Raw genomic sequence first — 24,144 nt, 5'->3', positions numbered from 1 at the left:
GTGGGGGTCGAACTTGCGTACATTGCGAGCTTACTTCATGTGGGCGCGTTTTCCCTGACCCAAGGCGTACACCTCGGGAGAGCGCTTGCGCGAGGCTTCCGGCTTGCGGATGGAGACCTTGTCGTACCGGCGGCGCATGTCGCGCACGTAGTCGTCAAAGCCCTCGCCCTGGAACAGCTTGATCAGGAATGCCCCACCGGTCTTCAGGTGGTTGTCGGCAAAATCCAGGGCCAGCTCCGCCAGGTGCATCATCCGCGGCTGGTCGACCGCGCCCACACCACTCTTATTGGGGGCCATGTCCGACAGCACAAGGTCTACCGGCTGATCCCCGAGCATGGCTTCAAACTGCGATAGGACGGCTTCTTCCCTGAAGTCACCATGAAGGAACTCCACGCCGGCCAGCGGCGGCATGTCCAGGATGTCCAGGGCCAGCACGCGGCCGGTGTCGCCGATCTGTCTCCTAACCTGCTGAGACCAGCCACCCGGCGCCGCGCCGAGGTCGACCACCACCATGTGCGGCTTCAGCAGCCGGTCACGTTCAAGCAGCTCTTCGAGCTTGTAGGCGGCGCGCGAGCGCATGCCTTCGGCCTGCGCCTTCTTCACGAAGGGGTCGGAGAAGTGTTCCTTGAGCCAGCGCTGGCTGCTTTTGCTGCGGGTAGCCATTGAAAATAGGGGCTGATGGGGTCCTCATGATACCCTGATCGCCCCATTCAACCGTGTTTTCCTGCATGTCCATCGCCCTGACCGCTTCCCAGACCCGTTTCCTGCGCGGCCAAGCCCACGACCTGAAGGCCCTGCTGCAGACCGGCGGCAAGGGTGTGACCCCGGCCTTCATCGCTGAGCTGAACGAAGTGCTGGAGCGCCACGAACTGGTCAAGGTGAAGGTCGCTGCCGAGGATCGCGACGCCCGTGACGTGATGATCGGCGAGATCGTCGAAGCCACCGAGAGCGCTCTGGTGCAGCGCATCGGCCACGTCGCCGTGCTGTACCGCCCGAGCAGGGAACAGCGCCAGATCGTGCTGCCGCGCGGCTGATCGCCCTACCGTCATGCAGCTGAACCACGAACCGCCCGACTACGCCTACAGCCTGCGCGCCGCCAATGGCCGCTCGGCCAAGGTCAATGACCAGGTGCTGGACGGGAGCTTCTTCCTGACCCCGGACCAGCTGGTCGCGCATTGGCCGGTGGCGAGCGCCGCTGCGTTGCAGCTGGCGGACCTGGAGCCGATCCTGGCGCTGAACCCGGCGCTGATCGTGCTGGGTACCGGTGACCGCCAGGTGTTCCCATCGGCGGTGGTGATGGCCGCCTGCCTGTCACGCGGCATCGGCCTGGAAGTGATGAACAATCCAGCCGCCGCACGCACCTTCAACATCCTGGCAGGCGAAGGCCGCAAGGTCGCGGCTGCTTTCATTCTGGAAGGCTGAGTTCTCGAGTCACCGGTGCCTCCGGCCCCTAGCGGCCTGAAGGCGCGCAGCGGAATGCCGAGAACTCCTGGAGCCGTCCGATCAGGTGGCCGCCCTGCCCCCAGCGGATATCCATGACCTTCCAGTCCCGGTCCTGCCGCTGCAGCAGGACCCGGTCGGTCCATCGATAGTCGCCCACTGCCATGTCGACGCGGATCCAGGTCGCGTCACCCCTCGATTCGGGCATTCCCACCGCGACCGTGTCCGGTCGGTCCGGCGCCAGCAGATACAGGCTCTGGTCGAGCATGTGCGGCTTCTCGTCGTGCGCGGCCAGCGCGGTACAGGCCCGCTCGTAAGCATGCTGCGCATCGACCGCCGAGCGCAGGGCATCGCCCAGCAACGGCGGGATGGCTGCTTCATCTGAAGCCGGCGCCTGGACTACGGCGTAAAGACGGGTGACCACGTCGCGCGGATCGCTGGCCGCGGTGACCAGCGGTGCGACGATCAGCAAGGCGAGAACGGAAGCAGGACGCAGCATGGGGTACCGGGTCGACTGGGACCGCTCAAGAATGCCGGGTATCCGGTCCGCCGTGAAGGTGAGCCTGCGGCACACAGGATCGCAAACGACCGCTCCGCAGTCGCTGAGTCGAGCACGGCTCTACAGGTCAGGAACGCCAGGCATGGCCCGGCACTCCCTGTTCCAACCGCGTCAACGTGCCGGCAGGTACTGCTGCGGATCGACCGGCTTGCCGTTGTAGCGAATCTCGAAGTGGACCATGTCGCGGTTCGCACCGGTGCGGCCCATTTCGGCGATCTGCTCGCCAGCCTTCACGCTCTGCCCTTCATTGACCAGGCGCTTGCGGTTGTGACCATAGGCGGACAGCCACTGGTCGCTGTGCTTGATGATGATCAGTTCGCCGTAGCCGACCAGGCCGGCACCGGAGTACACCACCACGCCGTTGGCGGTTGCCTTGACCGGCTGGCCGCTGGTACCGGCGATGTCGACGCCCTGCTTGGTCGCGTCACCGGCCACGTAGCGGCCGACGATCGCGCCATCGGCTGGCCAGCGCCAGGCGATGTTGCTCTTCACCGGCCCGACCGGCGCCGGGGCCGGCGCGGTGCTGCCGCCACTGCTGCCAGCCGAACGCGGCGGGGTGACCACCGTGGTCGGCGCACGGCCGCTGGTGGCCCCCTGCGGATACAGGCGGATCACCTGGCCGGGGTAGATGGTCGACGGGTTGTCCAGACGATTCCAGGCAATCAGGTCGGCCGGGGTGATGTCATGGATGCGGGCCAGCGCATAGATGGTGTCGCCCTTGCGCACCACCACGGTCTGCCCGGGCTTGGGTACCGAGGTCTTCGGCGTGGTCACGCCGCCAGCGTTGCCGCCGCCCGGGCGGACCACGGTGGCGGTACCGCAGGCGGCCAGTGTGGAAACCAGCAACGCCAGCGCGCCGATGCGCACTCCCTTGCTCAGACGATCAGGATTCATGCGAACTTCGACCTCCATACAAGCCAGGCGATCAGCACCACCACCAGCACGGTGGCGATCCAGCCCAGCGGTTCAATCCAGCGACGCAGCGCCGCTTCGGCACGCGCACCACCGATACGGATGACCGCGGCCAGCACGAACACGCGCTTGCCACGACCGATCAACATGCTCAACAGGTACTGCGGCATCGGTACGCCGACGATACCCGATGCCCACGTGAAGACCTTCATCGGGATCGGCATGAAGCCGCCCAGCACCAGGAAGGTGAACACCGCCCACGGCGATTCGGCCATCTTCGCCTGCACGGTGGTGATGCCCTGCTCGATCGCCGGAAGCATGCCCATCGCCTCGAACACCGGCTTGATCGCCTCGAAAGCGTAATGACCCAGCGCGTAACCAACCAGCGCGCCGACCATCGAGCCCGCCAGGCTGAGGGTGGCGAACCACCAGCCACGCCTGGGCTGGGCCACGCACATCGGTGCCAGCATCACTTCCGGCATCACCGGGAAGATGATCGCTTCAAAGAAACTCAGTACCGTCAGGTAGGTCGGCGCGCGTTCGTGCGCCGCCCACTTCATCGCCCGCTCGTACAGCGGCCCGAAAATCTTCATGCAACCCTGCTCCGTGGATTAGTCGAGCATGCCAGACAGCAGCGGCACGAACGTGACCGGCGCCAGCACGCGTTGTTCGATGCTGCCATCGGGCTTGCGGTCCAGCTGCACCAGCGACTGTCCGCCCGGGCCACCCACCGGCGCCACCAGGCGCCCCCCTTCAGCCAGCTGCCCGACCAGTTCATCGACCAGTGCAGGCGCGGCGGCGGTGACCACGATGGCATCGAACGGACCGTGCTCGGCCCATCCGGCGCGACCGTCGTCATGCTTGGTGCGGATGTTCATGCCCAGTGCGCGGAAGCGCTTGCGTGCCTGCCGCAACAGGTCACCGATACGCTCCACGGTGTAGACCTCCAGGCCCAGCGCGCCCAGGATGGCGGCCTGGTAGCCCGAGCCGGTGCCGACTTCCAGCACGCGCTTCGGCGCGACCTGGAGCACCGCCTCGGTCATCCGGGCGACCACCCAGGGCTGCGAGATGGTCTGGCCATGGCCGATCGGCAGCGCGGTGTCCTCATAGGCACGCGAGGCCAGTGCTTCATCGATGAACAGATGGCGCGGCACAACCCGGATTGCGTTCAAGGTGGACTCGTCGACGATGCCAGCTTCGCGCAGGCGATCGACCAGACGGTCACGCACGCGCTGCGAGGTCATGCCGATGCCGACAGCTTCCGGCTGCAGTCGCAGGCGTGGACTCATGCCGGCCGGTCCAGCGCGGCGCTGAGGCCACCCACCCAGCTGGCCACTTTCTCCAGCGCCTGGTAGCGGGTCAGGTCCACCTGGATCGGGGTGATCGAGATGTGGCCGGTGCGCACCGCGTGGAAGTCGGTGCCCGGGCCGGAGTCCTGCTCGCGCCCGGCCGGGCCGATCCAGTACACCTCGTTGCCGCGCGGATCCTTCTGCGCGATGCAGCCTTCGGCACGATGGCGGTTGCCGAGGCGGGTGACCTCGAAGCCCTTGACCTCGCTCCAGGGCAGATCCGGCACGTTGACGTTGAGGATGGTGTCGGCCGGCAGCGGATCGGCCTTGAGCCGGGCCACGATCTCCACTGCGGCGCGCGCGGCGGTGTCGAAGTGCTTCGGATCGTGGTTGCGGGTAACCAGCGAGACCGCCACCGCCGGCAGGCCGAGGAAGCGGCCTTCCATCGCCGCCGAGACGGTGCCGGAATAGATCACGTCGTCGCCGAGGTTGGCGGCGTTGTTGATGCCTGACACGACGATGTCCGGCTCGAATTCAAGCAGGCCGGTCAGCGCCAGGTGCACGCAGTCGGTCGGCGTGCCAGCCACCGAGACGGTGTAATGGTCGATGCGCTTGAGCCGGATCGGCAGGTCCAGGGTCAGCGAGTTGCTGGCACCGGAGCGATCGCGGTCGGGCGCGACCACCGTGACTTCGTGTCCGGCCTCGCGCAGGACCGAAGCAAGCATCCGGATGCCTGCGGCGTCGACACCATCGTCATTACTGACCAGGATTCGCATCTTCGATTTAACCGCTTGATTTTCCAAGAATTCGATTCCGTCACCGTGCAGTGTGGGCGGGACCGTCGTACTCCCCTGCGGAAGCCGTCGACCCTGCAAGGGCATCGTCTATTGTGCCGCATGCGAGCCGCCGGTCCTACCCTGCCGGCGGTCACGGCCGACATCGAACCGTCATAGGCAGACCCGCGCCGGCGGTTTACCCTGTGCGCATGTCGCACCCTGAAGACGAAGATCCGGCCGCGCTGTTCCGTGCGGCCATCGGTGAAGTGACGCCGCTGCGCAAGGATGCCGAACCGGCGCCTGCTGCGCCCCGGCCCAAGCCGCGCGCACGCATGGCCGAACGCGACGAGGCCGAAGCTGCGGGCGAGTTTGCGCGGCTGCTGCGCGACAGTACGCCGCTGGAAGCGGGCGACGTGGCCAGCTACCGCCGCGACAACCTGCCACCGCGCCTGTTCCAGCGTCTCAAGCGCGGCCAGTATTCGGTACAGGATGAGCTCGACCTGCACGGCGCCACCGCCGCGCAGGCGGAAACCCTGCTGCGCCAGTTCCTGCTGGAAGCGCATGCACACGAGTATGGCTGCGTGCGCATCATCCACGGCAAGGGCCTGCAGTCCGATGGCGGTGCACCGGTGCTGAAGAACCTGGTTGATCGCCTGCTGCGGCTGCGCAACGACGTGCTGGCGTTTCATTCGGCGCCGACCGGGCAAGGCGGCACCGGCGCGGTGCTGGTGTTGCTGGCGCGGCGTTGACAAAAAGGGGACGGAGGGAATTAAGTCGTTTGTGCCACAAACGACTTAATTCCCTCCGTCCCCTTTTTCTGTCAGGCCTGCGCGGCGTCTTCGACGGGGCCGAGTTCGTGCAGCACGGCGGTGGCGTAGCAGCCCGGCGGCAACGCGAACGAGAGTTCCAGTACATCACTGGCCAACCACTGATGCTGCAGCAACGCCGGGCGCAGGCGCAGCGCGCGGCGCTCCTGCTTCAGCCGTGCGTCTTCCAGGCCAGCGCGCAGCGCCTTCGATTCCTCGTCGTCCAGCGCGGCCAGCTCCAGCTCACGTGCAGCGTCGGCGCTGCGCAGCTCGCCTTCGCCCCACAGCGGCGCGCTGGGATGGATGTCGAAACGGGCCAGGCGCTCGGCCAGCACGTCGGTGTAGGGTTCGGGGCCGAACACGCTGCGGCTGCCATCGAGCATCCACACTTCACCGTCCAGCGGTTGATCCCAGTTGCCCAGCTCCACGCGCGCGGCGAGCACACGATTGAACAGCGCCGAGCGGGCAGCCGACAGCAACAGCGAACGCTGGTCCTTGCGCATGCGGCGGCCACCGAACATCGCCAATGCGGCAGGCACGTTGCCGCCGTCGCGGCCGAAGCGCTGCTCGCCAAACCAGTTCGGCAGGCCGCGCCCGGCGATCTGCTGCAGGCGCTCGCTGATCGCCGCAGCATCGCCCTGCACCTCGCGCAGCACCAGCCTGAAGCGGTTGCCGGCCAGTGCACCACGCTGCAGCTTGCGGTTGTGCCAGGTCGCTTCGAGCACTTCGATCTCATCACTGGCCAGCTCGGCCAGATCCGGCGCGACGCGCTTGGGCAGGTGCACGCTGAAACGCTGGGTGGTGACCGCATGCCGATCCTTCATGCCGGCGTAGCTCACCGCCATTTCCGGCAGGCCCGCCCACTTGGCCAGCCGCTTGGCCACATGCACGGTGTTGGCGCCGCGCTTGCGGATGTGCAGCAACAGGTGCTCGCCTTCACCGGTGGCCTCGAAGGCCGGCAGTTCATCCACCTGGAAATCGTCCGGCGTGGTGCGGATGCGCGCCGTCAACAGCGGCGCACCAAACGCCAACGGCAGCGGGATCATGCCGCCACCAGCAACACGACCGCCTGCGCGGCGATGCCTTCGCCGCGGCCGGTGAAGCCCAGCTTCTCCGAGGTGGTCGCCTTGACGCTGACCGCGTCCAGCGGCAGCTGCAGCAACCCACCAATGCGCTCACGCATGGCCAGCGCATGCGGGCCAACCTTCGGCCGCTCGCAGATCACGGTGATGTCGGTGTTGCCAACGCGCCAGCCACGCTCGCGCAGCAGGCTGTCGCAATGGCGCACGAAATCGCTGCTGTCGGCGCCCTTCCAGCGATCATCGCTCGGCGGGAAATGCTGGCCGATATCGCCCAGCGCCAGCGCACCGAGCATGGCATCGCACAGGGCGTGCAGGATCACGTCGCCGTCGCTGTGCGCCAGCACGCCGCAGCTGTGCGGTACGTTCACTCCGCCGAGCATGATGTGATCGCCTTCACCGAAGGCATGGACGTCGTAGCCCTGGCCGATGCGGACGGGCGGGAACGGTGCGGTGCTCATGGATGCAGCCCTTGCAGCAGGGCCGCGCGGGCAGTCAGCCGGCGCGGCGGGAAAGTACGAATTCGAACCGGTCCAGATCGGCCGGGGTGGTGACCTTGAAGTTGTCCTCGCTGCCTTCCACCAGCAGCGGGCGCTGGCCCTGGCGCTCCATGGCCATGGCCTCGTCGGTGACTTCAACACCGGCAGCGGCGGCGTCGGACAGCGCGCGGCTGAGCTGGTGGCGGCGGAACAGCTGTGGTGTCAGTGCACGCCACAGCCGCTCGCGCGGTTCAGTGCCATCGATGCCACCGTCGTCGCCCGCACGCTTGAGGGTGTCGCGCACCGGTGCGGCCAGGATCGCCCCGACCGGATCGGCACGCCCGACTTCAAGCAGGCGGCCAAGATCGGCCAGCGACAGGTTGGGGCGCGCGGCGTCGTGGACCAGCACGAATTCATCAGCGCGCACCGAGTCCGGCAACGCCTGCAGCCCAGCCAGCACCGAGGCGGCACGGGTCGCGCCGCCGATGCAGGTCAGCACCGGTTTGCCGGCCCATTCGCTCCAGCCCGGCCAGTCGCCGTCGTCCTGGCCGATCACCACCATTGCGCCGGCCACGGCCGGATGCGCCAGCAGCGCGTCCAGGGTATGAGCGAGCAGGATCTGCCCGCCCGCCTGCAGGTACTGCTTGGGCAGCGGCGCACCAAAGCGGGCGCCACGGCCGGCAGCCGGAACCACCACCCAGATCGCCGCGCTCATGGCACGTCCGCCGGGTGATCGCCGGCCTGGACAGTGACGCCTGCAGCGGGCTGCGCCGGACGGACCGGCGCATCCTCGACCACGCGGTAGAACTTCTCACCGGGCTTGATCATGCCCAGCTCGCTGCGCGCGCGTTCCTCGATGGCGGACTGGCCTTCCTTGAGGTCCTTCACTTCGGCGGCCAGCGCGTCGTTGCGCTGCTGCAGACCCTCATTGTCCCGTTCCTGGTTGGCGACCTGGGCTTCGAGCATCATCACTTCACCCGAATTGCCCGGACCGAACCAGAAGCGGTACTGCAGCCAGCCCAGCAACAGGGCCAGCACCAGCAGCATCCAGCGCCAGTCGCGCATCGGCTCAGCGCTTCAGCGAAACGAACGCGTCACGACCGGCGTAACGCGCGCCGGCGCCGAGGGCTTCCTCGATGCGCAGCAGCTGGTTGTACTTGGCCACGCGATCGCTGCGGCACAGCGAGCCGGTCTTGATCTGGGTGGCGGTGGTGGCCACGGCGATGTCGGCGATGGTGGTGTCTTCGGTTTCGCCCGACCGGTGCGAGACCACGGCCGCATAGCCGGCGCGGTCGGCCATGGCGATCGCTTCCAGGGTTTCGCTGAGCGTGCCGATCTGGTTGACCTTGATCAGGATCGCGTTGGCGGTGCCCGAGTCGATGCCTTCCTGGAAGATCTTCGGGTTGGTCACGAACAGGTCGTCACCGACCAGCTGCACCTTCTTGCCGATGCGGTCGGTCAGCAGCTTCCAACCCGCCCAGTCGTTCTCGGCCAGGCCGTCTTCGATCGTGATGATCGGGTACTGCGCGGCCCAGTCGGCGAGGAAGTCGACGAACTGCTCGGAAGTCAGGCGCTTGTTCTCGCCGACCAGATTGTACTTGCCGTTCTCGAAGAATTCGCTGGAAGCCACGTCCAGGCCCAGCAGCACGTCTTCACCGGCGGTGTAGCCGGCCTTGCCGATCGCTTCGAGGATGGTGTCCAGCGCTTCGACGTTGCTGCGGAAGTCCGGCGCGAAGCCGCCTTCGTCGCCCACCGCCGTGCTCAGGCCGTGGCCCTTCAGCACCGACTTCAGCGAATGGAAGATTTCGGTACCGGCGCGCAATGCTTCGGAGAACGAGGTGAAGCCGACCGGCAGCACCATGAACTCCTGGAAGTCGACGTTGTTGTCGGCATGCGCGCCGCCGTTGATGATGTTCATCATCGGCACCGGCAGCGACGGGGTCACGCCGGTCCGGGCAGCCAGGTACTGCCACAGCGCCTGCTTGCTGGATGCGGCGGCGGCGTGCGCGGCGGCCATCGAAACACCCAGCAGTGCGTTGGCGCCCAGCCGACCCTTGTTCTCGGTGCCGTCCAGATCGATCAGGCGACGGTCGAGGCCGGCCTGGTCGGTGGCTTCAAACCCCTTCAGCGCGGCGGCAATCGTGGTGTTGACGTTGTCAACGGCCTTGCGCACGCCCTTGCCCAGGTAACGGGTCTTGTCGCCGTCACGCAGCTCGACCGCTTCCTTGGTGCCGGTCGAGGCGCCTGAGGGAACCGCGGCGCGACCGAACGAACCGTCCTCCAGGATGACTTCGGCTTCCAGCGTGGGATTGCCACGGCTGTCGAGGATTTCACGGGCGTGGATGCTGCGGATCGTACTCATGGTCGGGCCGGTTACCTGTCTGGAGAGGGGGCGACAAAACGAATGCCGCGTGATTATCCCCGGCTGCCCGCCACTTGCCAAATGGCGTGGCCTGCATCAGCCCCAGCTCGACCCGATCACGATAAGGACCAGCGAGACCAGCATCACCAGCAATGCACCGGCAATCGCCGCAAGGATGGGGCCACGCCGCCGTCGCCAGGCCAACACCATCGCCACCGGGCTGCCGAGAAAGCACAGCACCATCGTGACCAGCGCGCCCAGCATCCACCACTGCGTGGCCTGCACGCCATTGTTTCCGTCCCCGGGCGGCCGGAAGCCGGCGGTGAAGGCCAGCACGCCCACCACCAGGGCCATCCAGGTCAACACGGACAGCGCCAGCGCGATCAGGCCCCAGGGCCAGCCGCGCGCCGATGGGGTCGTATTCATCAAAGCCATCCGTAGGACAGGGTGCCGATCCACAGAGAAAGCAGGATGATCGCCAGCCCTGCCGGTACCTTGCCACGGTTCAATCGCCAGGCCAGCACAGCCGAAGCGACGCACCCTGCGCTGGCCAGCAGCTCTCCGACCACAAGCGCAATGAAATACGCCCGAAGATCGAGCGCGCTGCCGCCATCACCCGGTGGGCGCACTGACGCGGCGCCGATCAGCACCAGGCAGAACAAGCCCACGGTGAACACCGCGGACAGCCCCAGCGCGATCAGGCCCCACGGCCACTGTCTCCAGTGCCGGCGGCGGCGCTGGGTTTCCAGCGCCACCCACGGGTCACGACTCACGCGAAGCGCGAAAAGCCGTGCTTCTTGGTCACCGCGTCGAGTTCCATCAGGGTCTCGAGCAGGGCCTCCATCTGGTCCAGCGGCCACGCGTTGGGACCATCGGACAGCGCCTTTGACGGATCCGGATGGGTTTCGGCGAACAGGCCGGAGATGCCCACCGCCACCGCGGCACGGGCCAGCACCGGCACGTGCTCGCGCTGGCCGCCTGAGCTGGTGCCCTGCCCGCCCGGCAACTGCACCGAGTGGGTGGCGTCGAACACCACCGGGCAACCGGTCTCGCGCATCACCGCCAGCGAACGCATGTCGCTGACCAGGTTGTTGTAGCCGAAGCTGGCACCGCGCTCGCAGACCATGATCTGCTCGTTGCCGGTGGCCTTGGCCTTCTCCACGACCGGCTTCATGTCCCACGGCGCCAGGAACTGGCCCTTCTTGATGTTGACCGGCTTGCCGGCCGAGCACACCTTGCGGATGAAGTCGGTCTGGCGGACCAGGAACGCCGGGGTCTGCAGCACGTCCACCACCGAGGCCACTTCGTCCATCGGGGTGTATTCGTGGACGTCGGTCAGCACCGGCACGCCGATCTGCTTCTTCACTTCGGCCAGCACCTTCAGGCCCTCTTCCATGCCCGGGCCGCGGAATGCGGTACCCGAAGTGCGGTTGGCCTTGTCGAAGCTGGACTTGAAGATGAAGTTGACGCCGAGCTTGTCGGTGATCTCCTTCAGCTTGCCGGCGGTATCGAGCTGCAGCTGCATCGACTCGATCACGCAGGGGCCGGCGATCAGGAACAGGGGCTGGTCCAGCCCGACCTCGAATCCACACAGTTTCATGGCGTTTCCTTGTTGTCCGCAGCACCGGACGGGGCGGTGCGCTGGGGGTTGAAGCATGCAGGATGGGGGCCGAAGCCCCCATTCACAAGTCAGGCGCGCGCTTCGGAAAGCAGCTTGCCGCCGGCCTTGCGCTCGCGCGCGGCACGGATGAAACCAATGAACAGCGGGTGTCCGTCACGCGGCGTGGACAGGAATTCCGGGTGCGCCTGGCAGGCCAGGAACCACGGGTGGGCATCGCGTGGCAGCTCGACCACTTCCACCAGGGTGTCGTCCATCGACTTGCCGGCGATCACCAGGCCCGCATCTTCCAGCTGGGTGCGGTAACGGTTGTTGAACTCGTAGCGGTGGCGGTGGCGCTCGGCGACCACGTCCTTGCCGTACAGCTCGCGGGCCAGCGTGCCCGGCTTCAGGCGTTGTTCCTGCAGGCCCAGGCGCATGGTGCCGCCGAGGTCGCTCTTGTCGTCACGCTTCTCGACATCGCCGCTGGCGGTGCGCCATTCGGTGATCAGGCCGATCACCGGGTTCGGCGACTGGCGGTCGTTCTCGGTGCTGTTGGCACCTTCCAGGCCGACCACGTTGCGCGCGTAGTCGACCACGGCCGCCTGCATGCCGTAGCAGATGCCGAAGTACGGCACCTGCTGCTCGCGGGCGAACTTCGAGGTCAGCACCTTGCCTTCGAAACCACGGTCACCGAAGCCACCCGGCACCAGGATGCCGTCGACATCGGCCAGTGCAGCCATGTCGGTGCCTTCCAGGTCCTGTGCTTCCAGCCACTTCAGGTTGACCTTGGTGCGCTGGCGCAGGCCACCGTGCTTCAGTGCTTCGCCGACCGACTTGTAGGCATCCTGGTGATCGACGTACTTGCCGACCACGGCGATGGTCACTTCGTCCAGCGGGTGCAGGGTCGCATCGACCGCGTCTTCCCACATCGACAGGTCGACCGGACCGGCCTTGTCGGCCAGCTTCAGCTGGTTCACCACGATTTCGTCCAGGCCCTGTGCATGCAGGCCAGACGGGATGCGGTACAGCACGTCCACGTCCGGCACGCTGATCACCGCACGCTCGGAAACGTTGGTGAACTGGGCGATCTTGCGGCGCTCCGAATCCGGCACCGCCTGCTCGGAGCGGCACAGCAGGACGTCCGGCTGGATGCCGATCGAGCGCAGTTCCTTCACCGAGTGCTGGGTCGGCTTGGTCTTCAGCTCGCCGGCGGCGCCGATGTACGGCACCAGGGTGAGGTGCATGAACAGCGCCTTCTCCGGGCCACGTTCGGTGCGCACCTGGCGGATCGCCTCCAGGAACGGCAGCGACTCGATGTCGCCAACGGTGCCGCCGATCTCGACCAGTGCCACGTCATAGCCTTCGGTGGCTTCGTCGATGCAGCGACGGATCTCGTCGGTGATGTGCGGAATGACCTGCACGGTCGCGCCCAGGTAGTCGCCGCGGCGCTCCTTGCGGATCACGTTCTCGTAGATGCGGCCGGTGGTGACCGAGTTCTTGCGGCTGAGGCGGGTGCGCACGAAGCGCTCGTAGTGGCCCAGGTCGAGGTCGGTCTCCGCGCCGTCGTCGGTGACATAGACCTCACCGTGCTGGAACGGACTCATGGTGCCCGGGTCGACGTTGATGTACGGGTCGAGCTTCATCATCGTGACCTTCAGGCCACGGGCTTCGAGAATGGCGGCCAGCGACGCGGCGGCAATGCCTTTGCCGAGCGAGGACACCACGCCGCCGGTTACGAAAATCAAGGGAGTCATGGCTGCAAGCATCCTGTCTGGAAATGGAAAACGGCAGCACCACGCGCACCCGGAGGGCGGGCATGGTGCTCAGAGGGGGTTTTCCGGTTCGCTGTGGCAGCGAGGGAGGTGCGGATCCGTGCGGCGGCAGGCGCCGGACGGGAACCATCGTGCGAGGTCGGGGCGGCCGTGCCGGTCAAATCGACCGTCACCTGCGACCCGCCATGCTGGAAGCCACGCTTGGCCGCTCCAGCCCATTCGCAAAGGGTGGACACGCACTTACTCCCGGAAAGCCATAGTTTACAGATTGATGGCCGCCAACCCAAGGGGCTTGTGCGGCCGATCCAACAAAAAACGCCCCGCTGGGCGGGGCGTTTCGGTGCGCAACCCTTGTCGCAAGGGCGCCTGGCAGGTTGCGGGATCAGCGCTTCTTGCGCGCTTCCTCTTCCTCTTCCTGCTGCGGGGCCGGCTGGCCCTGCGCCTTCATTTCGGCATTGGCCTGGGCCCGACGCTTGGCCTTGGCATCGGCCTCGGCCTGCGCCTTGTCGGCCTGGTCACCCTGCTGCGGGGCCGGCTGGCCGGCGTTCTGCGCCACCACCAGCGGCACTGCAACGGCGGCAGCGGCCAGGATCGCAATGGTCAGCAACTTCTTCATGAGGTCCTCCTCGCGGTATGGCTTGGACGTTCAGACCCAACGGGGCCGCCGGCGTTCAGATTCCAGCGAGGGCTATTTTACCTCCTCTGCGCCGCCGAGACTGAACCGCAGGCGTGCAAATTCCCGTGCCAGACCCCACACTTGCCCGTCGCTCCAAGCTTTCGAAGACAGATGAACGCCCGCTATAACGCCGCCGATATTGAAGTCCTGTCCGGCCTTGACCCGGTCAAGCGCCGTCCCGGCATGTATACCGACACCGCGCGCCCGAACCACCTGGCGCAGGAAGTGATCGACAACTCGGTGGACGAAGCCCTCGCCGGTCACGCCCGTTCGATCGAGATCACCCTGTACAAGGATGGCAGCGTGGAGGTCAGCGATGACGGCCGCGGCATGCCAGTGGACATTCATCCGGAGGAGAAGATCCCGGGTGTCGAGCTGATCCTCACGCGCCTGCACGCGGGCGGCAAGTTCAGCAACAACAACTACACCTTCTCCGGCGGCCTGCACGGCGTCGGCGTCAGCGTCGTCAATGCGCTGTCGACCCTGGTGGAAGTGCACATCAAGCGCGACGGCGCCGAACACCGCATCACCTTCCGCAACGGCGACCGTGCCACGCCGCTGGAAGTGGTCGGCAGCGTCGGCAAGAAGAACACCGGTACCCGCGTGCGCTTCTGGCCGGACCCGAAGTACTTCGATACGCCGAAGTTCGCGGTGCGCGCGCTCAAGCACCTGCTGCGCGCCAAGGCCGTGCTGTGCCCGGGCCTGACCGTGAAGCTGACCGATGAAGCCACCGGTGAAGTCGATACCTGGTACTACGAAGACGGCCTGCGCGATTACCTGAAGCTGGAGCTGGGCGAGCGCGAATCGCTGCCGGCCGACCTGTTCGTCGGCAACCTGAAGAAGGACACCGAGGTAGTTGACTGGGCCGTGGCCTGGCTGCCGGAAGGCGAGCTGGTGCAGGAAAGCTACGTCAACCTGATTCCCACCGCGCAGCACGGCACCCATGTCAACGGCCTGCGCACCGGCCTGACCGAAGCGCTGCGCGAGTTCTGCGACTTCCGCAACCTGCTGCCGCGTGGCGTCAAGCTGGCCCCGGAAGACGTGTGGGATCGCGTGTCGTTCGTGCTGTCGCTGAAGATGACCGACCCACAGTTCAGCGGCCAGACGAAGGAGCGCCTGTCCTCGCGCCAGGCCGCCGGTTTCGTCGAAGGTGCCGCCCATGATGCGTTCAGCCTGCTGCTGAACCAGAACGTGGAACTGGGCGAGAAGATCGCGCAGATCGCCATCGAGCGTGCCAGCGCGCGCCTGAAGACCGAGAAGCTGGTCGTCCGCAAGAAGATCACCCAGGGCCCGGCCCTGCCCGGCAAGTTGGCAGACTGCATCAGCCAGGACCTGTCGCGCACCGAGCTGTTCCTGGTGGAAGGTGACTCGGCAGGCGGCAGCGCCAAGCAGGCCCGCGACAAGGATTTCCAGGCGATCATGCCGCTGCGTGGCAAGATCCTGAACACCTGGGAAGTCTCGTCCAACAGCGTGCTGGCCTCGGAGGAAGTACACAACCTGGCCATCGCCATCGGCTGCGACCCCGGCAAGGACGACATCAGCGGCCTGCGCTACGGCAAGGTGATCATCCTGGCCGACGCGGACTCCGACGGCCTGCACATCGCAACGCTGCTGACCGCGCTGTTCCTGAAGCACTTCCCGGCACTGGTCGATGCCGGCCATGTGTTCGTGGCGATGCCGCCGCTGTTCCGCATCGATGTGGGCAAGCAGGTGTTCTATGCCCTCGATGAGGAAGAAAAGCGCTCGATGCTGGACAAGATCGAGCGCGAGAAGATCAAGGGCGCCATCAACGTCACCCGCTTCAAGGGCCTGGGCGAGATGAACCCGCCGCAGCTGCGCGAGTCGACCATCCACCCGGATACGCGCCGCCTGGTACAGCTGACCGTGGACGATGGCGAGCAGACCCGCTCGCTGATGGACATGTTGCTGGCCAAGAAGCGCGCGTCCGACCGCAAGGGCTGGCTGGAGTCGAAGGGCGATCTCGCCTCCCTGGAAGTCTGACTCCCGCAGCCCTCCTGTAGAGCCGAGCATCGGCTCGGCTCTACAGAGATTCCGCCCCCATCGGCAAACCCGGCGGCGCCATAATGCGCGTCCATCCGTGCGGACCACCGTATTGGCCAGCCACTCGCTGCTGTTCCCCGACCTGCCGCTGCACAGCGCACGGCTGGTCCTGAGCCCGATCCGCCGTGACGACGCCGCCGCGCTGTTCGCGCTGCAGTCCAATCCCGACGTGATGCGCTGGTGGAATCATCCGGCCTGGACGCGACAGGCCGAGGCGCGCGAACAGATCGACGATGATCTCGCCGCCCATGCCATCGGTACCCAGCTGAAGCTGGCCGTGCGCGAATCGCTGGAAGGTCCACTGCTGGGCATCTGCGTGGTGTTTGCAGTGGACCGCACTGCAGCCCGCGCCGAGATCGGCTACCTGCTGGCACCGGATCGCCAGGGCCAGGGCTACATGCACGAGGCCCTGCAGCAGGTACTGGCCTACCTGTTCGGCACCCTCCACCTGCATCGCGTGGAAGCCGAGATCGACCCGCGCAACGCACCCTCCGCGCACGTGCTCGAACGCCTGGGCTTCCGCCGCGAGGGAGTGCTGCGCCAGCGCTGGCGCATCCAGGGGGAACTGGCCGACTCGGCCGTCTACGGCCTGCTGGCCGATGACGACGCGGCAGCCACCCTGCCCGCTTGACCCAATCTGGCCAGTAGCGGGCTCAACGCACGGCCATGCCTTTGGACACATACGACATGGGCCGCCACCGGCCTAGCATCGCAATCCCCTTCCGCTGCCCACCCAGTGCCATGAAGTCCCTGTTGCACACTGCCGCGCTCTGCGTCGGCCTGCTCATCGCCCCAGCCAGCGTGCTGGCCGCGCCTGATGCCGACGCCAAGCCCGATCCGAAGGACGACAAGACCGAGGCACCTGCGTTGCCCGCAGACGCCTCGGCCCGCCAGAGCATGCGCCTGGCCGGCCGCACCCTGGACTACACCGCCACCGTCGGCACCCTGCCGGTACGCGATGCCAAGGGCAAGGTGATCGCCGACGTGGTGTTCACCGCCTACACGATGCCGGGCAAGGACCGGCCGGTGACCTTCGCGCTCAATGGCGGCCCCGGGGCATCGTCGGTCTACCTCAACATGGGCGCGATCGGGCCCAAGGTGGTGACCTTCGGCTCCGAGGGTGACAGCGCGTCGGCGCCGGCGACGCTGCACGACAACCCCGGTACCTGGCTGGACTTCACCGATCTGGTGTTCATCGATCCGGTCGGCACCGGCTTCAGCCGCGCGCGCATCGGCGACGACGAAGCCAAGAAGGCGCTGTACAACCCCAGCGCCGACATCGAATACCTGTCACGCTCGATCTACGACTGGCTGCTGCGCAACCAGCGCATGTCGTCGCGCAAGTACCTGACCGGCGAGAGCTACGGCGGCTACCGCGGCCCACGCATCACCCACTACCTGCAGACCCGGCTGGGTGTTGCGATGAACGGCCTGGTACTGGTCTCGCCATACCTGAGCCCGACCCTGGAAGACAACGCCGATGTCTCGCCGATGGCGTGGATGCAGACCCTGCCGTCGATCGCCGCCGCGCACCTGGAGCGCCAGGGCAAGCTGACCGATGCAGCGATGCGCGAAGTAGTGGAATACACCCGTGGCGACTACGCCACCGCGTTGATGAAGGGCCGCAGCGATCCGCAGGCGACCGAGGCAATGCTGCGCCGGGTGACCGAACTGACCGGGCTGGACCCGCAGTTCGTGCGCCGTGCCGGTGGTCGGCTGGAAACCCAGGCCTACCTGCGTGAAGTGTTCCGCGACAAGGGCACGCTGGGCAGCCGCTACGATTCCAACGTAACCGCGTTCGATCCATTCCCGAACGATCCGGAGCAGCGCGCCAACGATCCGCTGCTGGACAGCATCATCGCGCCGACCACCACGGCGATGGTCGACTTCGTGACGCGCGTGGTCGGCTGGAAGGTGGATGCGCGGTACCAGGCGCTGAACTACGACGTGAACCGGCTGTGGGACCGCAATGGCGAGCTGCGCGATGGCGCGGTGACCCAGCTGCGCCAGGCCGTGGCGATCGACCCGCACCTGCAGGTGCTGATCGTGCATGGCTGGAACGACCTGTCGTGTCCGTTCATGGGTTCGATCCTGACCGTGGACCAGATGCCGACGATGGGCAGCAATCCGGACCGGGTGCAGGTGCGCAGTTATCCGGGCGGGCACATGTTCTACAGCCGGGCCGACAGCCAGGCGGCGTTCCGCAGGGATGTGCAGGCGCTGTTCCAACGCAATTGAGGGGTTCGGCCGGGCCTGCGGCCCGGCACCCGCTGACTGCCACGGCCACTGCAACTGCAAAAGCGGGCATTCCGTGGGTTGGCGGAGCGGGTCCGGTTGCGGGGGACGCCGTAAACCCGTCCATGGGGCTTGGTCGCGGCATCCATGCCGCTCACACCCCCGCAACCGGACCCACCCCGCCTTCGACAGTTTCCCGCTGCTGCTGGTGGGTGCCGACCGTTGGTCGGCACGGGATCGGATCCCTGTTTCTGCTCTGGTAGGTGTCGACCTTGGTCGACACGTTGTGTGCGGAAAAATTCTTTGCCCATGAAAAAGCCCACCGGATATCGGCGGGCTTTTTCGTGTGCACCTTGGCGTGGCGATCAGGTCCAGCCAAACAGCTCGAACAGCTTCAGGATCAGGTACGCACAGCCGCCGGCGGCCGGGATGGTCAGGATCCAGGCCCAGACAATGCGCTCGATCACGCCGAACTTCAGCGAACGCGGGTTCTTGGCGAAGCCCACGCCCATGATCGCGGTGGAGATGCTGTGCGTGGTCGAGACCGGCATGCCGAAGTGGGCCGCCAGGGTCAGGATGGTGGCCGAGCTGGTCTCCGCGGCGAAGCCGTGGATCGGGTGCAGCTTGACCATCTTGTGGCCCAGGGTCTTGATGATCTTCCAGCCACCCGAGGCGGTACCGGCAGCCATCACCACTGCACAGGTCAGTACGATCCACATGGCGATGCCGTCACCGGCGTGCGCGTCCGGGTGCATGAACGCCAGCCAGGACGGCAGATCGTTCAGTGCGCCGGTGGCTTCGGCACCAATCAGGGTCATCGCGATGATGCCCATGGTCTTCTGCGCGTCGTTGTGGCCGTGGGCGAAGCCCATGTAGGCCGCCGAGGCGATCTGCGCCTTGCCGAAGAAGGCATTGACGATGCGCGGACGGGCCAGGCGGCCGATGGCGCCACCGACCTTGGCCAGGCCGGCGATCAGCGCCCACAGCAGCACCATCACCACGATGCCGAGCAGGAATCCGGCGATCGGCGAGGTGATCATCGGCACGAACACCTTCCACAGCAGGCCCTTGTTCTGCGCCCAGCTGCCCAGGCGCTCCGACCAGATCAGCGCGTCCCAGTTGTTGTGGGCCGCGGCCAGACCGGCACCGCAGAGGCCACCGATCAGGGCGTGCGAGGACGAGGACGGCAGGCCCTTCCACCAGGTGATCAGGTTCCAGATGATGCCGCCCAGCAGGGCGCACAGGATCACCTGCGGAGTGACCTCGACCACGTTGGTGTTGAGCAGGCCCGAGGCGATGGTCAGCGCCACCGCCGTACCGGTCAGCGCACCGATGAGGTTCATGAAGGCGGCCAGCATCACCGCCCAGCCGGGCGAGAGCACCTTGGTCGCCACTACGGTGGCAATGGAGTTGGCAGTATCGTGGAAGCCGTTGATGAACTCGAAGACGAGCGCGGCCAGGATCACCACCAGGACAAGGGTCAACATGCGGCGGCGTCCGTCAGCTGTTCTTCAACACGATCTGGTACGCCACCACGCCGGCCTCGCGGCAACGGTCGATGGCCTTTTCCAGGATCTCGAAGAATTCCTTCAGCAGGAACATCTGCAGGTTGTCCAGGCGACCGGAGTAGATGTCGCGGTACAGCTCGAGCATCAGGCGGTCGGCCTCGTTCTCCAGCGAGCGCAGCTTCTCGTTCAGCGCGGTCATCCGGTCCAGGTTCATGTGGCGCAGGTCGGCCACCATCTCCACCACCACGCCGGCGGCCTGTTCCAGCATCGCCGCGCGCGGCGCGAAGTCGATGTGCTCCAGGTGGGTCGTGGCCAGCGAATAGCGATCGGCGAACTTCTCGATCTGCTTCGGAATCTTGTACAGGGCCGAACCCAGCGCTTCGATGTCTTCGCGCTCGATCGGGGTCATGAAGCTGTCGACCAGCGCCTGGCTGATCTTGTCCGAGGCCGCGCGTTCGCGCAGGCGGGCCAGCTTGAAGGCGTCCAGCGCGGGCTGGCGGTCGGCCTCGCGCAGCATGGAATGCAGCGCCTTGGCGGCATCGGAAGCCGCGACAGCAGCCTCATCGAGCAGGGTGTAGAACTGTTTGCCGGAACCGAAAATGGTCTGCAGAGAGAACATTGAGAAACCTGTCAGCCGTCGCGGGAAGGACGGCACCAGAGCGAATTATGACGGCTAGATGACCATCACGGGTATCCCCGCGCCCTTTCCTGGCTCTGGGACCCCCAACCTGAACAGGCGGTTGCCACCCTGCCACGCCCCTTTGCTAAGATGCCAGCGCGCCTTCGGGCGCACCTTATGGACGACGACCCTTATCCCCCTGCGCCGCGCCGGACCCCGTTCCTGAGCGCCTGCCGCCATCGCAAGCACCCGCCCTCCCTGCCACCAACCGGGGACGACGCCCGTGTTTGAAATGATCCTGATTGTCTTCGCGCTGGTTCTGCTGAACGGCTTCTTCGCCATGTCCGAGATGTCGGTCATGACCTCGCGCAAGAGCCGCCTGAAGCAGATGGCCGCCACCTCCAAGCGCGCCGCCAAGGCGCTGGAGCTTTCGGAGAAGCCGGAGAGTTTCCTGTCCACCGTGCAGATCGGCATCACCGTGATCGGCGTACTGACCGGCTACCTCGGTGGCGATGCGATCGGCGACGCGATCGCCGGCTGGCTGCAGGGCCTGATGCCCGGCTTTGCGTACGCGCGCGAAGTAGGCACCGCTCTGGCGGTCTCGCTGATCACCTTCATCACGCTGATCTTCGGCGAACTGGTGCCCAAGCGCCTGGCCCTGACACGTTCCGAGGCCATTGCCGGCCTGGTCGCGATGCCGATGAGCTGGCTGGCCAGGCTCGCCCTGCCCTTCGTCTGGCTCCTGTCCAAGACCACCCAGCTGGTGCTGAAGGTGCTGGGCCTGGGCAAGGACGAGGCCGCGCAGGTGACTGAAGAGGAGATCCGGATGCTGGTGGCCGAGAGCCACGAGGCCGGCGTGATCGACGCCCACGAGCGCGACATGATGAACCGGGTCATGCGCCTGGGCGACCGCACCGCCGACAGCCTGATGACGCCGCGCAACCGCATCGCCTGGCTCGACACCCAGGCCGGGCTGGAGCGCAATCTGGACATCATGGCCGAGCACGAGTTCTCCCGTTACCCGGTGTACCGCGACAACGACATGGACGTGGTCGGCGTGCTGGAGCTGAAATCGCTGGCCACGCGCATGGCGCGCGGCGACAACGCGCTGTTCCAGACCCTGCGCGAACCGCTGTACGTCTCCGAATCGACCCACGCGATGAAGCTGCTGGAGATCTTCCGCGAGGAACAGCAGTCGATGGCGCTGGTGGTGGACGAGTACGGCGAGATCCAGGGCCTGGTGACCATCAGCGACCTGATGGGCGCCGTGGTCGGCCGCCTGCAGGCCGTAGAAAATGCCGACGAGGATGCGCTGGTGGTGACCCGCGAGGACGGTTCGCTGCTCGTGGATGGCTCACTGCCGATCGAAGACCTGCGCGAGCTGATCGGCAGCAACGAGCTGCCCGATGCCGAGGACGGCGATTACTACACCCTGGCCGGCATGTGCATCCATTATTTCGGCCGCATCCCGCACGCAGGCGAGTACTTCGACTGGGCCGGCTGGCGCTTCGAGGTGGTCGACCTGGACGGTGCGCGGGTGGACAAGCTGCTGCTGCGCACGTTGTCCGACGAGCAGGCCGATGAGCTCACCGCCTGAGGCTGGCCAGGGCCAGGGCGCTCAGCGCGCGGCCTACCGCAACGAGGGCATCCGCACCCTGCTGGAGATGTTCGCCTCCGGCGATCCCGCCGAGCACATGCCGCTCGGCCAGATCCTCAGCAACCTGCAGCAGAGCGCGTTCGGCGTGTTCCTGTTCGTGGCGATCCTGCCCTCGTTCATCCCGATCCCGGGCATGGGGGGGGCGGTCAGCGGCCCACTGGTGGTCCTGATCGGCCTGCAGATGCTGTGTTGCCTGCACCGGCCCTGGCTGCCCGGTTTCATTGCCCGACGCGGGCCGAAGCGCGGCACCATGCACCGCTTCCTGGACCGTATCGATCGCCCGTTGCGGCGGCTGGACAGGATGCTGAAGCCTCGCCTGCCGCAGTTGCTGACACCGCTGCCCGCGCACGCCTTCAGCGGCCTGCTGCTGGTACTGCTGGGCATCCTGCTGTCGTTGCCGATTCCGTTCACCAACTTCCTGTTCGGCTTCCAGCTGCTGCTGTTCTCGCTGGCACTGCTGGAGCGCGATGGTGCATTGATGCTGTTCAACTGGATCGCAGCGCTGGTGGCGATCGCGTTCTTCGGCTTCAGTTCCGGGCAGCTGGTGGGCTATACAGTGGAGCTGTTCCAGCGCTGGTTCTGAAGTGGCATCCGGTAGAGCCGGCCGCGGGCCGGCTGCCACGTTTCCAGGGTTGCCGGCCAGCGGCTGGCACTCCCCGCATCCGGTAGATCCACGCCACGCATGGATGCAGCAATCACCGAAGGTCGACGAATCCGTTGTCCGCCAGCGGTGCCGGATCGTCCTGCACCGCCGACAGCACGAAGCTCAACGCCTTGCCCAGCAAGGTGCCCGGGCCATCCCAGTATTCGGCGCTATCGGCGCGCACGTGGATCAGGCGAAGGTTGGGGTCTTCCTTGCCGGCGGGGAAGAACAGCTTCATCGCCGGCGACCACAGCTCTTCGATCTTCGCGCGATCATCGACAACCCGCGCCCGCCCCGCCACAGACACATAGGTGTTCTTCGATGGCGAGGCATAGGCCACATTGACGCGCGGGTCGAGCGCGATCTCGGCCACCTTCGGGCTGTCGGCGGTGATCACGAACCACAGGTCACCGTCGAAGGCGACCTGCTGGGTGGCCAACGGCCGGCTGTAGAGTCGCCCGTCGACGCCGGTGGTGGTGAACATCGCCACCTCCACGTCCTTGATCAGTTCAGCCAGCTGGGCAATGTGTTCGGCGCGGGTCTCGGCCATGGTGGGGACTCCAGAAGTGGGGAGCCCCCATCAGACGCGGATCGGCCGCAACGGGCCGTGACGCGGTTGTTCAGCCCGCGTGGCGGCCATGCCAGGCATTCATCGCCAGCTCGAAGGAACGCAGGCGCGCACGATGGTCATGCAGGTTGGCAGTAAGCATCAGCTCGTCAGGCTTGTGCCGCTCAACGAAAGCGGCGATACCCTCGGCCACCTGCTGCGGATCGCCCAGCACGGTGCAGGCCAGGGCCCGTTCCACGCCCAGCTTTTCGTGCGGCTCCCAGAAGGCTTCAATATCGTCGATCGGCGGCGGGATCTTGCCCGGCCGGCCGCGGCGCAGGTTGACGAAACTCTGCTGCTGGCTGGTGAACAGGCGACGCGACTCGGCTTCGCTGTCGCTGGCGACAACGTTCAGCGCCAGCATCGCGTGCGGCTGCTTCAATGTGGCCGAGGCACGGAATTCGCGGCGGTACACCGCCAGCGCTTCGTCCATCGCGTCGGGCGCGAAGTGCGAGGCGAATGCATACGGCAGGCCCATCGAGGCCGCCATGCGCGCACCGAACAGGCTGGATCCCAGGATCCAGGTCGGCACCCTCAGCCCACCACCGGGAACGGCCTGCACGGCCTGGCCGGGCTGCACCGGCTCGAAATAATGCAGCAGCTCGCGCACGTCCTGCGGGAACTGGTCGGCGCTGTCGAAATAGCGGCGCAGTGCACGTGCGGTCGGCTGATCGGTGCCCGGCGCACGGCCCAGGCCAAGGTCGATGCGGTCCGGATACAGCGAGGCCAGCGTTCCGAACTGCTCGGCCACCTGCAGCGGGGCATGATTGGGCAGCATGATGCCGCCCGCGCCGACCCGGATGCGTTGGGTGCCACCGGCAACATGGCCGATCAGCACGGCGGTGGCGGCACTGGCGATGCCGGGCATGTTGTGGTGTTCGGCCAGCCAGTAGCGGCGGTAGCCCAGCGCATCGGCGTGCTGGGCCAGTTCCAGCATGTTGGCGAAGGCGGCAGTGGTGTCACTACCCTCGCAGACCGGGGCCAGGTCAAGGATCGACAACGGGATCATCAGGCGTTTTTCCGTCACAGGATCACCTTTGCATGGGGGCGGCCGGGCGCAGCGG

At 66.5% G+C, this 24,144-nt stretch carries 28 protein-coding genes; 8 read left to right on the top strand and 20 right to left on the bottom strand.

Annotation, left to right across the window (positions count from 1 at the left end):
- Positions 1-30: 30 nt before the first annotated feature.
- Entirely contained in the window at positions 31-663 is a 633-nt protein-coding gene (gene rlmE / locus AC5P7X_RS04115; protein ID WP_005409014.1) for a 23S rRNA (uridine(2552)-2'-O)-methyltransferase RlmE, read from the bottom strand.
- Positions 664-728: 65 nt separating this feature from the next.
- On the opposite strand from rlmE, the gene yhbY reads away from it, so the two are divergent.
- Together yhbY and AC5P7X_RS04105 are read left to right on the top strand one after the other, a co-directional pair.
- The gene (gene yhbY, locus AC5P7X_RS04110; protein WP_005416037.1) at positions 729-1,034 is read left to right on the top strand and encodes a ribosome assembly RNA-binding protein YhbY; all 306 of its coding nucleotides are present in this window, start codon (positions 729-731) and stop codon (positions 1,032-1,034) included.
- Between the two features lie 13 nt (positions 1,035-1,047).
- Positions 1,048-1,422: an Mth938-like domain-containing protein gene (locus tag AC5P7X_RS04105; RefSeq protein WP_329841776.1), complete on the top strand. Its 375-nt coding sequence runs from the start codon at positions 1,048-1,050 to the stop codon at positions 1,420-1,422.
- Positions 1,423-1,450: 28 nt separating this feature from the next.
- Here the strand turns inward: AC5P7X_RS04105 and AC5P7X_RS04100 are convergent, their stop codons facing one another.
- The 5 genes from AC5P7X_RS04100 to surE all read right to left on the bottom strand — a co-directional run bounded on the left by AC5P7X_RS04100 (position 1,451) and on the right by surE (position 4,976).
- Positions 1,451-1,939, bottom strand: a complete 489-nt coding sequence (locus tag AC5P7X_RS04100; RefSeq protein ID WP_069137913.1) for a hypothetical protein — start codon at positions 1,937-1,939, stop codon at positions 1,451-1,453.
- 171 nt (positions 1,940-2,110) lie between these two features.
- On the bottom strand, positions 2,111-2,893 hold the full coding sequence (locus tag AC5P7X_RS04095; RefSeq protein WP_005416034.1) for a peptidoglycan DD-metalloendopeptidase family protein: 783 nt from the start codon (positions 2,891-2,893) through the stop codon (positions 2,111-2,113).
- The gene (locus AC5P7X_RS04090; RefSeq protein WP_329841775.1) at positions 2,890-3,504 is read right to left on the bottom strand and encodes a YqaA family protein; all 615 of its coding nucleotides are present in this window, start codon (positions 3,502-3,504) and stop codon (positions 2,890-2,892) included. Before AC5P7X_RS04090 ends, AC5P7X_RS04095 begins: the two co-directional genes overlap by 4 nt.
- An 18-nt stretch (positions 3,505-3,522) precedes the next feature.
- Positions 3,523-4,200: a protein-L-isoaspartate(D-aspartate) O-methyltransferase gene (locus AC5P7X_RS04085; RefSeq protein ID WP_005416032.1), complete on the bottom strand. Its 678-nt coding sequence runs from the start codon at positions 4,198-4,200 to the stop codon at positions 3,523-3,525.
- Positions 4,197-4,976 (bottom strand): 5'/3'-nucleotidase SurE, encoded by a 780-nt coding sequence (surE, locus tag AC5P7X_RS04080; RefSeq protein ID WP_005416031.1) that lies wholly within the window; start codon positions 4,974-4,976, stop codon positions 4,197-4,199. Before surE ends, AC5P7X_RS04085 begins: the two co-directional genes overlap by 4 nt.
- A 209-nt stretch (positions 4,977-5,185) precedes the next feature.
- Here surE and AC5P7X_RS04075 point away from each other — a divergent pair, with 209 nt between their 5' ends.
- Positions 5,186-5,725 (top strand): Smr/MutS family protein, encoded by a 540-nt coding sequence (locus tag AC5P7X_RS04075; protein WP_005409007.1) that lies wholly within the window; start codon positions 5,186-5,188, stop codon positions 5,723-5,725.
- Positions 5,726-5,796: 71 nt separating this feature from the next.
- Here AC5P7X_RS04075 and truD read toward each other — a convergent pair whose 3' ends face one another.
- The 10 genes from truD to AC5P7X_RS04025 all read right to left on the bottom strand — a co-directional run bounded on the left by truD (position 5,797) and on the right by AC5P7X_RS04025 (position 13,690).
- Positions 5,797-6,828 (bottom strand): tRNA pseudouridine(13) synthase TruD, encoded by a 1,032-nt coding sequence (truD, locus tag AC5P7X_RS04070; protein WP_329841773.1) that lies wholly within the window; start codon positions 6,826-6,828, stop codon positions 5,797-5,799.
- Positions 6,825-7,322 carry a 2-C-methyl-D-erythritol 2,4-cyclodiphosphate synthase gene (ispF, locus tag AC5P7X_RS04065; protein WP_005409005.1) on the bottom strand — a complete coding sequence of 166 codons (498 nt, stop codon included), beginning with the start codon at positions 7,320-7,322 and terminating at the stop codon, positions 6,825-6,827. Before ispF ends, truD begins: the two co-directional genes overlap by 4 nt.
- Before the next feature lie 34 nt (positions 7,323-7,356).
- On the bottom strand, positions 7,357-8,055 hold the full coding sequence (gene ispD / locus AC5P7X_RS04060; protein ID WP_005416029.1) for a 2-C-methyl-D-erythritol 4-phosphate cytidylyltransferase: 699 nt from the start codon (positions 8,053-8,055) through the stop codon (positions 7,357-7,359).
- The gene (gene ftsB / locus AC5P7X_RS04055) at positions 8,052-8,405 is read right to left on the bottom strand and encodes a cell division protein FtsB (RefSeq protein ID WP_005416028.1); all 354 of its coding nucleotides are present in this window, start codon (positions 8,403-8,405) and stop codon (positions 8,052-8,054) included. Before ftsB ends, ispD begins: the two co-directional genes overlap by 4 nt.
- Before the next feature lie 4 nt (positions 8,406-8,409).
- Positions 8,410-9,702: a phosphopyruvate hydratase gene (gene eno / locus AC5P7X_RS04050; protein ID WP_053500065.1), complete on the bottom strand. Its 1,293-nt coding sequence runs from the start codon at positions 9,700-9,702 to the stop codon at positions 8,410-8,412.
- Between the two features lie 96 nt (positions 9,703-9,798).
- Positions 9,799-10,128, bottom strand: a complete 330-nt coding sequence (locus tag AC5P7X_RS04045; protein WP_053500063.1) for a hypothetical protein — start codon at positions 10,126-10,128, stop codon at positions 9,799-9,801.
- On the bottom strand, positions 10,128-10,475 hold the full coding sequence (locus tag AC5P7X_RS04040) for a hypothetical protein (protein ID WP_329841769.1): 348 nt from the start codon (positions 10,473-10,475) through the stop codon (positions 10,128-10,130). Before AC5P7X_RS04040 ends, AC5P7X_RS04045 begins: the two co-directional genes overlap by 1 nt.
- Positions 10,472-11,302 (bottom strand): 3-deoxy-8-phosphooctulonate synthase, encoded by an 831-nt coding sequence (gene kdsA / locus AC5P7X_RS04035; protein ID WP_010485995.1) that lies wholly within the window; start codon positions 11,300-11,302, stop codon positions 10,472-10,474. The genes AC5P7X_RS04040 and kdsA overlap by 4 nt, the downstream gene beginning before the upstream one ends.
- Before the next feature lie 89 nt (positions 11,303-11,391).
- Positions 11,392-13,056, bottom strand: a complete 1,665-nt coding sequence (gene pyrG / locus AC5P7X_RS04030) for a CTP synthase (protein WP_005416023.1) — start codon at positions 13,054-13,056, stop codon at positions 11,392-11,394.
- 400 nt (positions 13,057-13,456) lie between these two features.
- Positions 13,457-13,690 carry a hypothetical protein gene (locus AC5P7X_RS04025; RefSeq protein ID WP_005416022.1) on the bottom strand — a complete coding sequence of 78 codons (234 nt, stop codon included), beginning with the start codon at positions 13,688-13,690 and terminating at the stop codon, positions 13,457-13,459.
- Between the two features lie 171 nt (positions 13,691-13,861).
- Here AC5P7X_RS04025 and parE point away from each other — a divergent pair, with 171 nt between their 5' ends.
- The 3 genes from parE to AC5P7X_RS04010 all read left to right on the top strand — a co-directional run bounded on the left by parE (position 13,862) and on the right by AC5P7X_RS04010 (position 18,049).
- Positions 13,862-15,751: a DNA topoisomerase IV subunit B gene (gene parE, locus AC5P7X_RS04020; protein ID WP_005416021.1), complete on the top strand. Its 1,890-nt coding sequence runs from the start codon at positions 13,862-13,864 to the stop codon at positions 15,749-15,751.
- A 112-nt stretch (positions 15,752-15,863) separates the two neighbouring features.
- Positions 15,864-16,442 carry a GNAT family N-acetyltransferase gene (locus AC5P7X_RS04015; RefSeq protein WP_005416020.1) on the top strand — a complete coding sequence of 193 codons (579 nt, stop codon included), beginning with the start codon at positions 15,864-15,866 and terminating at the stop codon, positions 16,440-16,442.
- Positions 16,443-16,552: 110 nt separating this feature from the next.
- On the top strand, positions 16,553-18,049 hold the full coding sequence (locus AC5P7X_RS04010; protein ID WP_329841766.1) for a S10 family peptidase: 1,497 nt from the start codon (positions 16,553-16,555) through the stop codon (positions 18,047-18,049).
- Positions 18,050-18,411: 362 nt separating this feature from the next.
- Here AC5P7X_RS04010 and AC5P7X_RS04005 read toward each other — a convergent pair whose 3' ends face one another.
- Positions 18,412-19,533, bottom strand: coding sequence for an inorganic phosphate transporter (locus AC5P7X_RS04005; protein ID WP_019658889.1), 1,122 nt, complete (start codon positions 19,531-19,533; stop codon positions 18,412-18,414).
- A 13-nt stretch (positions 19,534-19,546) separates the two neighbouring features.
- Positions 19,547-20,173 (bottom strand): DUF47 domain-containing protein, encoded by a 627-nt coding sequence (locus AC5P7X_RS04000; RefSeq protein ID WP_004152833.1) that lies wholly within the window; start codon positions 20,171-20,173, stop codon positions 19,547-19,549.
- A gap of 292 nt (positions 20,174-20,465) precedes the next feature.
- Here AC5P7X_RS04000 and AC5P7X_RS03995 point away from each other — a divergent pair, with 292 nt between their 5' ends.
- Positions 20,466-21,770, top strand: coding sequence for a hemolysin family protein (locus tag AC5P7X_RS03995; protein WP_049410714.1), 1,305 nt, complete (start codon positions 20,466-20,468; stop codon positions 21,768-21,770).
- Complete coding sequence (locus AC5P7X_RS03990) at positions 21,754-22,413, top strand: exopolysaccharide biosynthesis protein (protein ID WP_069137917.1); 660 nt, start codon at positions 21,754-21,756, stop codon at positions 22,411-22,413. The genes AC5P7X_RS03995 and AC5P7X_RS03990 overlap by 17 nt, the downstream gene beginning before the upstream one ends.
- Positions 22,414-22,525: 112 nt before the next feature.
- Here the strand turns inward: AC5P7X_RS03990 and AC5P7X_RS03985 are convergent, their stop codons facing one another.
- Together AC5P7X_RS03985 and AC5P7X_RS03980 are read right to left on the bottom strand one after the other, a co-directional pair.
- Positions 22,526-23,023 (bottom strand): pyridoxamine 5'-phosphate oxidase family protein, encoded by a 498-nt coding sequence (locus tag AC5P7X_RS03985; RefSeq protein WP_005416015.1) that lies wholly within the window; start codon positions 23,021-23,023, stop codon positions 22,526-22,528.
- 70 nt (positions 23,024-23,093) lie between these two features.
- Entirely contained in the window at positions 23,094-24,089 is a 996-nt protein-coding gene (locus tag AC5P7X_RS03980) for an LLM class flavin-dependent oxidoreductase (RefSeq protein ID WP_329841763.1), read from the bottom strand.
- Between the last annotated feature and the right edge of the window lie 55 nt (positions 24,090-24,144).

This window comes from Stenotrophomonas sp. YJH_SMC_53, from assembly GCF_059369995.1.
Note: the sequence above shows the minus strand (reverse complement) of the source record. Positions and strands in the feature narration are given on the sequence as shown.

What these genes read in the sequence shown, in the direction of transcription:
- rlmE (WP_005409014.1), bottom strand. Translation starts at nt 663, where the DNA reads ATGGCTACCCGCAGCAAAAGCAGCCAGCGCTGGCTCAAGGAACACTTC.
- yhbY (WP_005416037.1), top strand. Translation starts at nt 729, where the DNA reads ATGTCCATCGCCCTGACCGCTTCCCAGACCCGTTTCCTGCGCGGCCAA.
- AC5P7X_RS04105 (WP_329841776.1), top strand. Translation starts at nt 1,048, where the DNA reads ATGCAGCTGAACCACGAACCGCCCGACTACGCCTACAGCCTGCGCGCC.
- AC5P7X_RS04100 (WP_069137913.1), bottom strand. Translation starts at nt 1,939, where the DNA reads ATGCTGCGTCCTGCTTCCGTTCTCGCCTTGCTGATCGTCGCACCGCTG.
- AC5P7X_RS04095 (WP_005416034.1), bottom strand. Translation starts at nt 2,893, where the DNA reads ATGAATCCTGATCGTCTGAGCAAGGGAGTGCGCATCGGCGCGCTGGCG.
- AC5P7X_RS04090 (WP_329841775.1), bottom strand. Translation starts at nt 3,504, where the DNA reads ATGAAGATTTTCGGGCCGCTGTACGAGCGGGCGATGAAGTGGGCGGCG.
- AC5P7X_RS04085 (WP_005416032.1), bottom strand. Translation starts at nt 4,200, where the DNA reads ATGAGTCCACGCCTGCGACTGCAGCCGGAAGCTGTCGGCATCGGCATG.
- surE (WP_005416031.1), bottom strand. Translation starts at nt 4,976, where the DNA reads ATGCGAATCCTGGTCAGTAATGACGATGGTGTCGACGCCGCAGGCATC.
- AC5P7X_RS04075 (WP_005409007.1), top strand. Translation starts at nt 5,186, where the DNA reads ATGTCGCACCCTGAAGACGAAGATCCGGCCGCGCTGTTCCGTGCGGCC.
- truD (WP_329841773.1), bottom strand. Translation starts at nt 6,828, where the DNA reads ATGATCCCGCTGCCGTTGGCGTTTGGTGCGCCGCTGTTGACGGCGCGC.
- ispF (WP_005409005.1), bottom strand. Translation starts at nt 7,322, where the DNA reads ATGAGCACCGCACCGTTCCCGCCCGTCCGCATCGGCCAGGGCTACGAC.
- ispD (WP_005416029.1), bottom strand. Translation starts at nt 8,055, where the DNA reads ATGAGCGCGGCGATCTGGGTGGTGGTTCCGGCTGCCGGCCGTGGCGCC.
- ftsB (WP_005416028.1), bottom strand. Translation starts at nt 8,405, where the DNA reads ATGCGCGACTGGCGCTGGATGCTGCTGGTGCTGGCCCTGTTGCTGGGC.
- eno (WP_053500065.1), bottom strand. Translation starts at nt 9,702, where the DNA reads ATGAGTACGATCCGCAGCATCCACGCCCGTGAAATCCTCGACAGCCGT.
- AC5P7X_RS04045 (WP_053500063.1), bottom strand. Translation starts at nt 10,128, where the DNA reads ATGAATACGACCCCATCGGCGCGCGGCTGGCCCTGGGGCCTGATCGCG.
- kdsA (WP_010485995.1), bottom strand. Translation starts at nt 11,302, where the DNA reads ATGAAACTGTGTGGATTCGAGGTCGGGCTGGACCAGCCCCTGTTCCTG.
- pyrG (WP_005416023.1), bottom strand. Translation starts at nt 13,056, where the DNA reads ATGACTCCCTTGATTTTCGTAACCGGCGGCGTGGTGTCCTCGCTCGGC.
- AC5P7X_RS04025 (WP_005416022.1), bottom strand. Translation starts at nt 13,690, where the DNA reads ATGAAGAAGTTGCTGACCATTGCGATCCTGGCCGCTGCCGCCGTTGCA.
- parE (WP_005416021.1), top strand. Translation starts at nt 13,862, where the DNA reads ATGAACGCCCGCTATAACGCCGCCGATATTGAAGTCCTGTCCGGCCTT.
- AC5P7X_RS04010 (WP_329841766.1), top strand. Translation starts at nt 16,553, where the DNA reads ATGAAGTCCCTGTTGCACACTGCCGCGCTCTGCGTCGGCCTGCTCATC.
- AC5P7X_RS04005 (WP_019658889.1), bottom strand. Translation starts at nt 19,533, where the DNA reads ATGTTGACCCTTGTCCTGGTGGTGATCCTGGCCGCGCTCGTCTTCGAG.
- AC5P7X_RS04000 (WP_004152833.1), bottom strand. Translation starts at nt 20,173, where the DNA reads ATGTTCTCTCTGCAGACCATTTTCGGTTCCGGCAAACAGTTCTACACC.
- AC5P7X_RS03995 (WP_049410714.1), top strand. Translation starts at nt 20,466, where the DNA reads ATGATCCTGATTGTCTTCGCGCTGGTTCTGCTGAACGGCTTCTTCGCC.
- AC5P7X_RS03990 (WP_069137917.1), top strand. Translation starts at nt 21,754, where the DNA reads ATGAGCTCACCGCCTGAGGCTGGCCAGGGCCAGGGCGCTCAGCGCGCG.
- AC5P7X_RS03985 (WP_005416015.1), bottom strand. Translation starts at nt 23,023, where the DNA reads ATGGCCGAGACCCGCGCCGAACACATTGCCCAGCTGGCTGAACTGATC.
- AC5P7X_RS03980 (WP_329841763.1), bottom strand. Translation starts at nt 24,089, where the DNA reads ATGATCCCGTTGTCGATCCTTGACCTGGCCCCGGTCTGCGAGGGTAGT.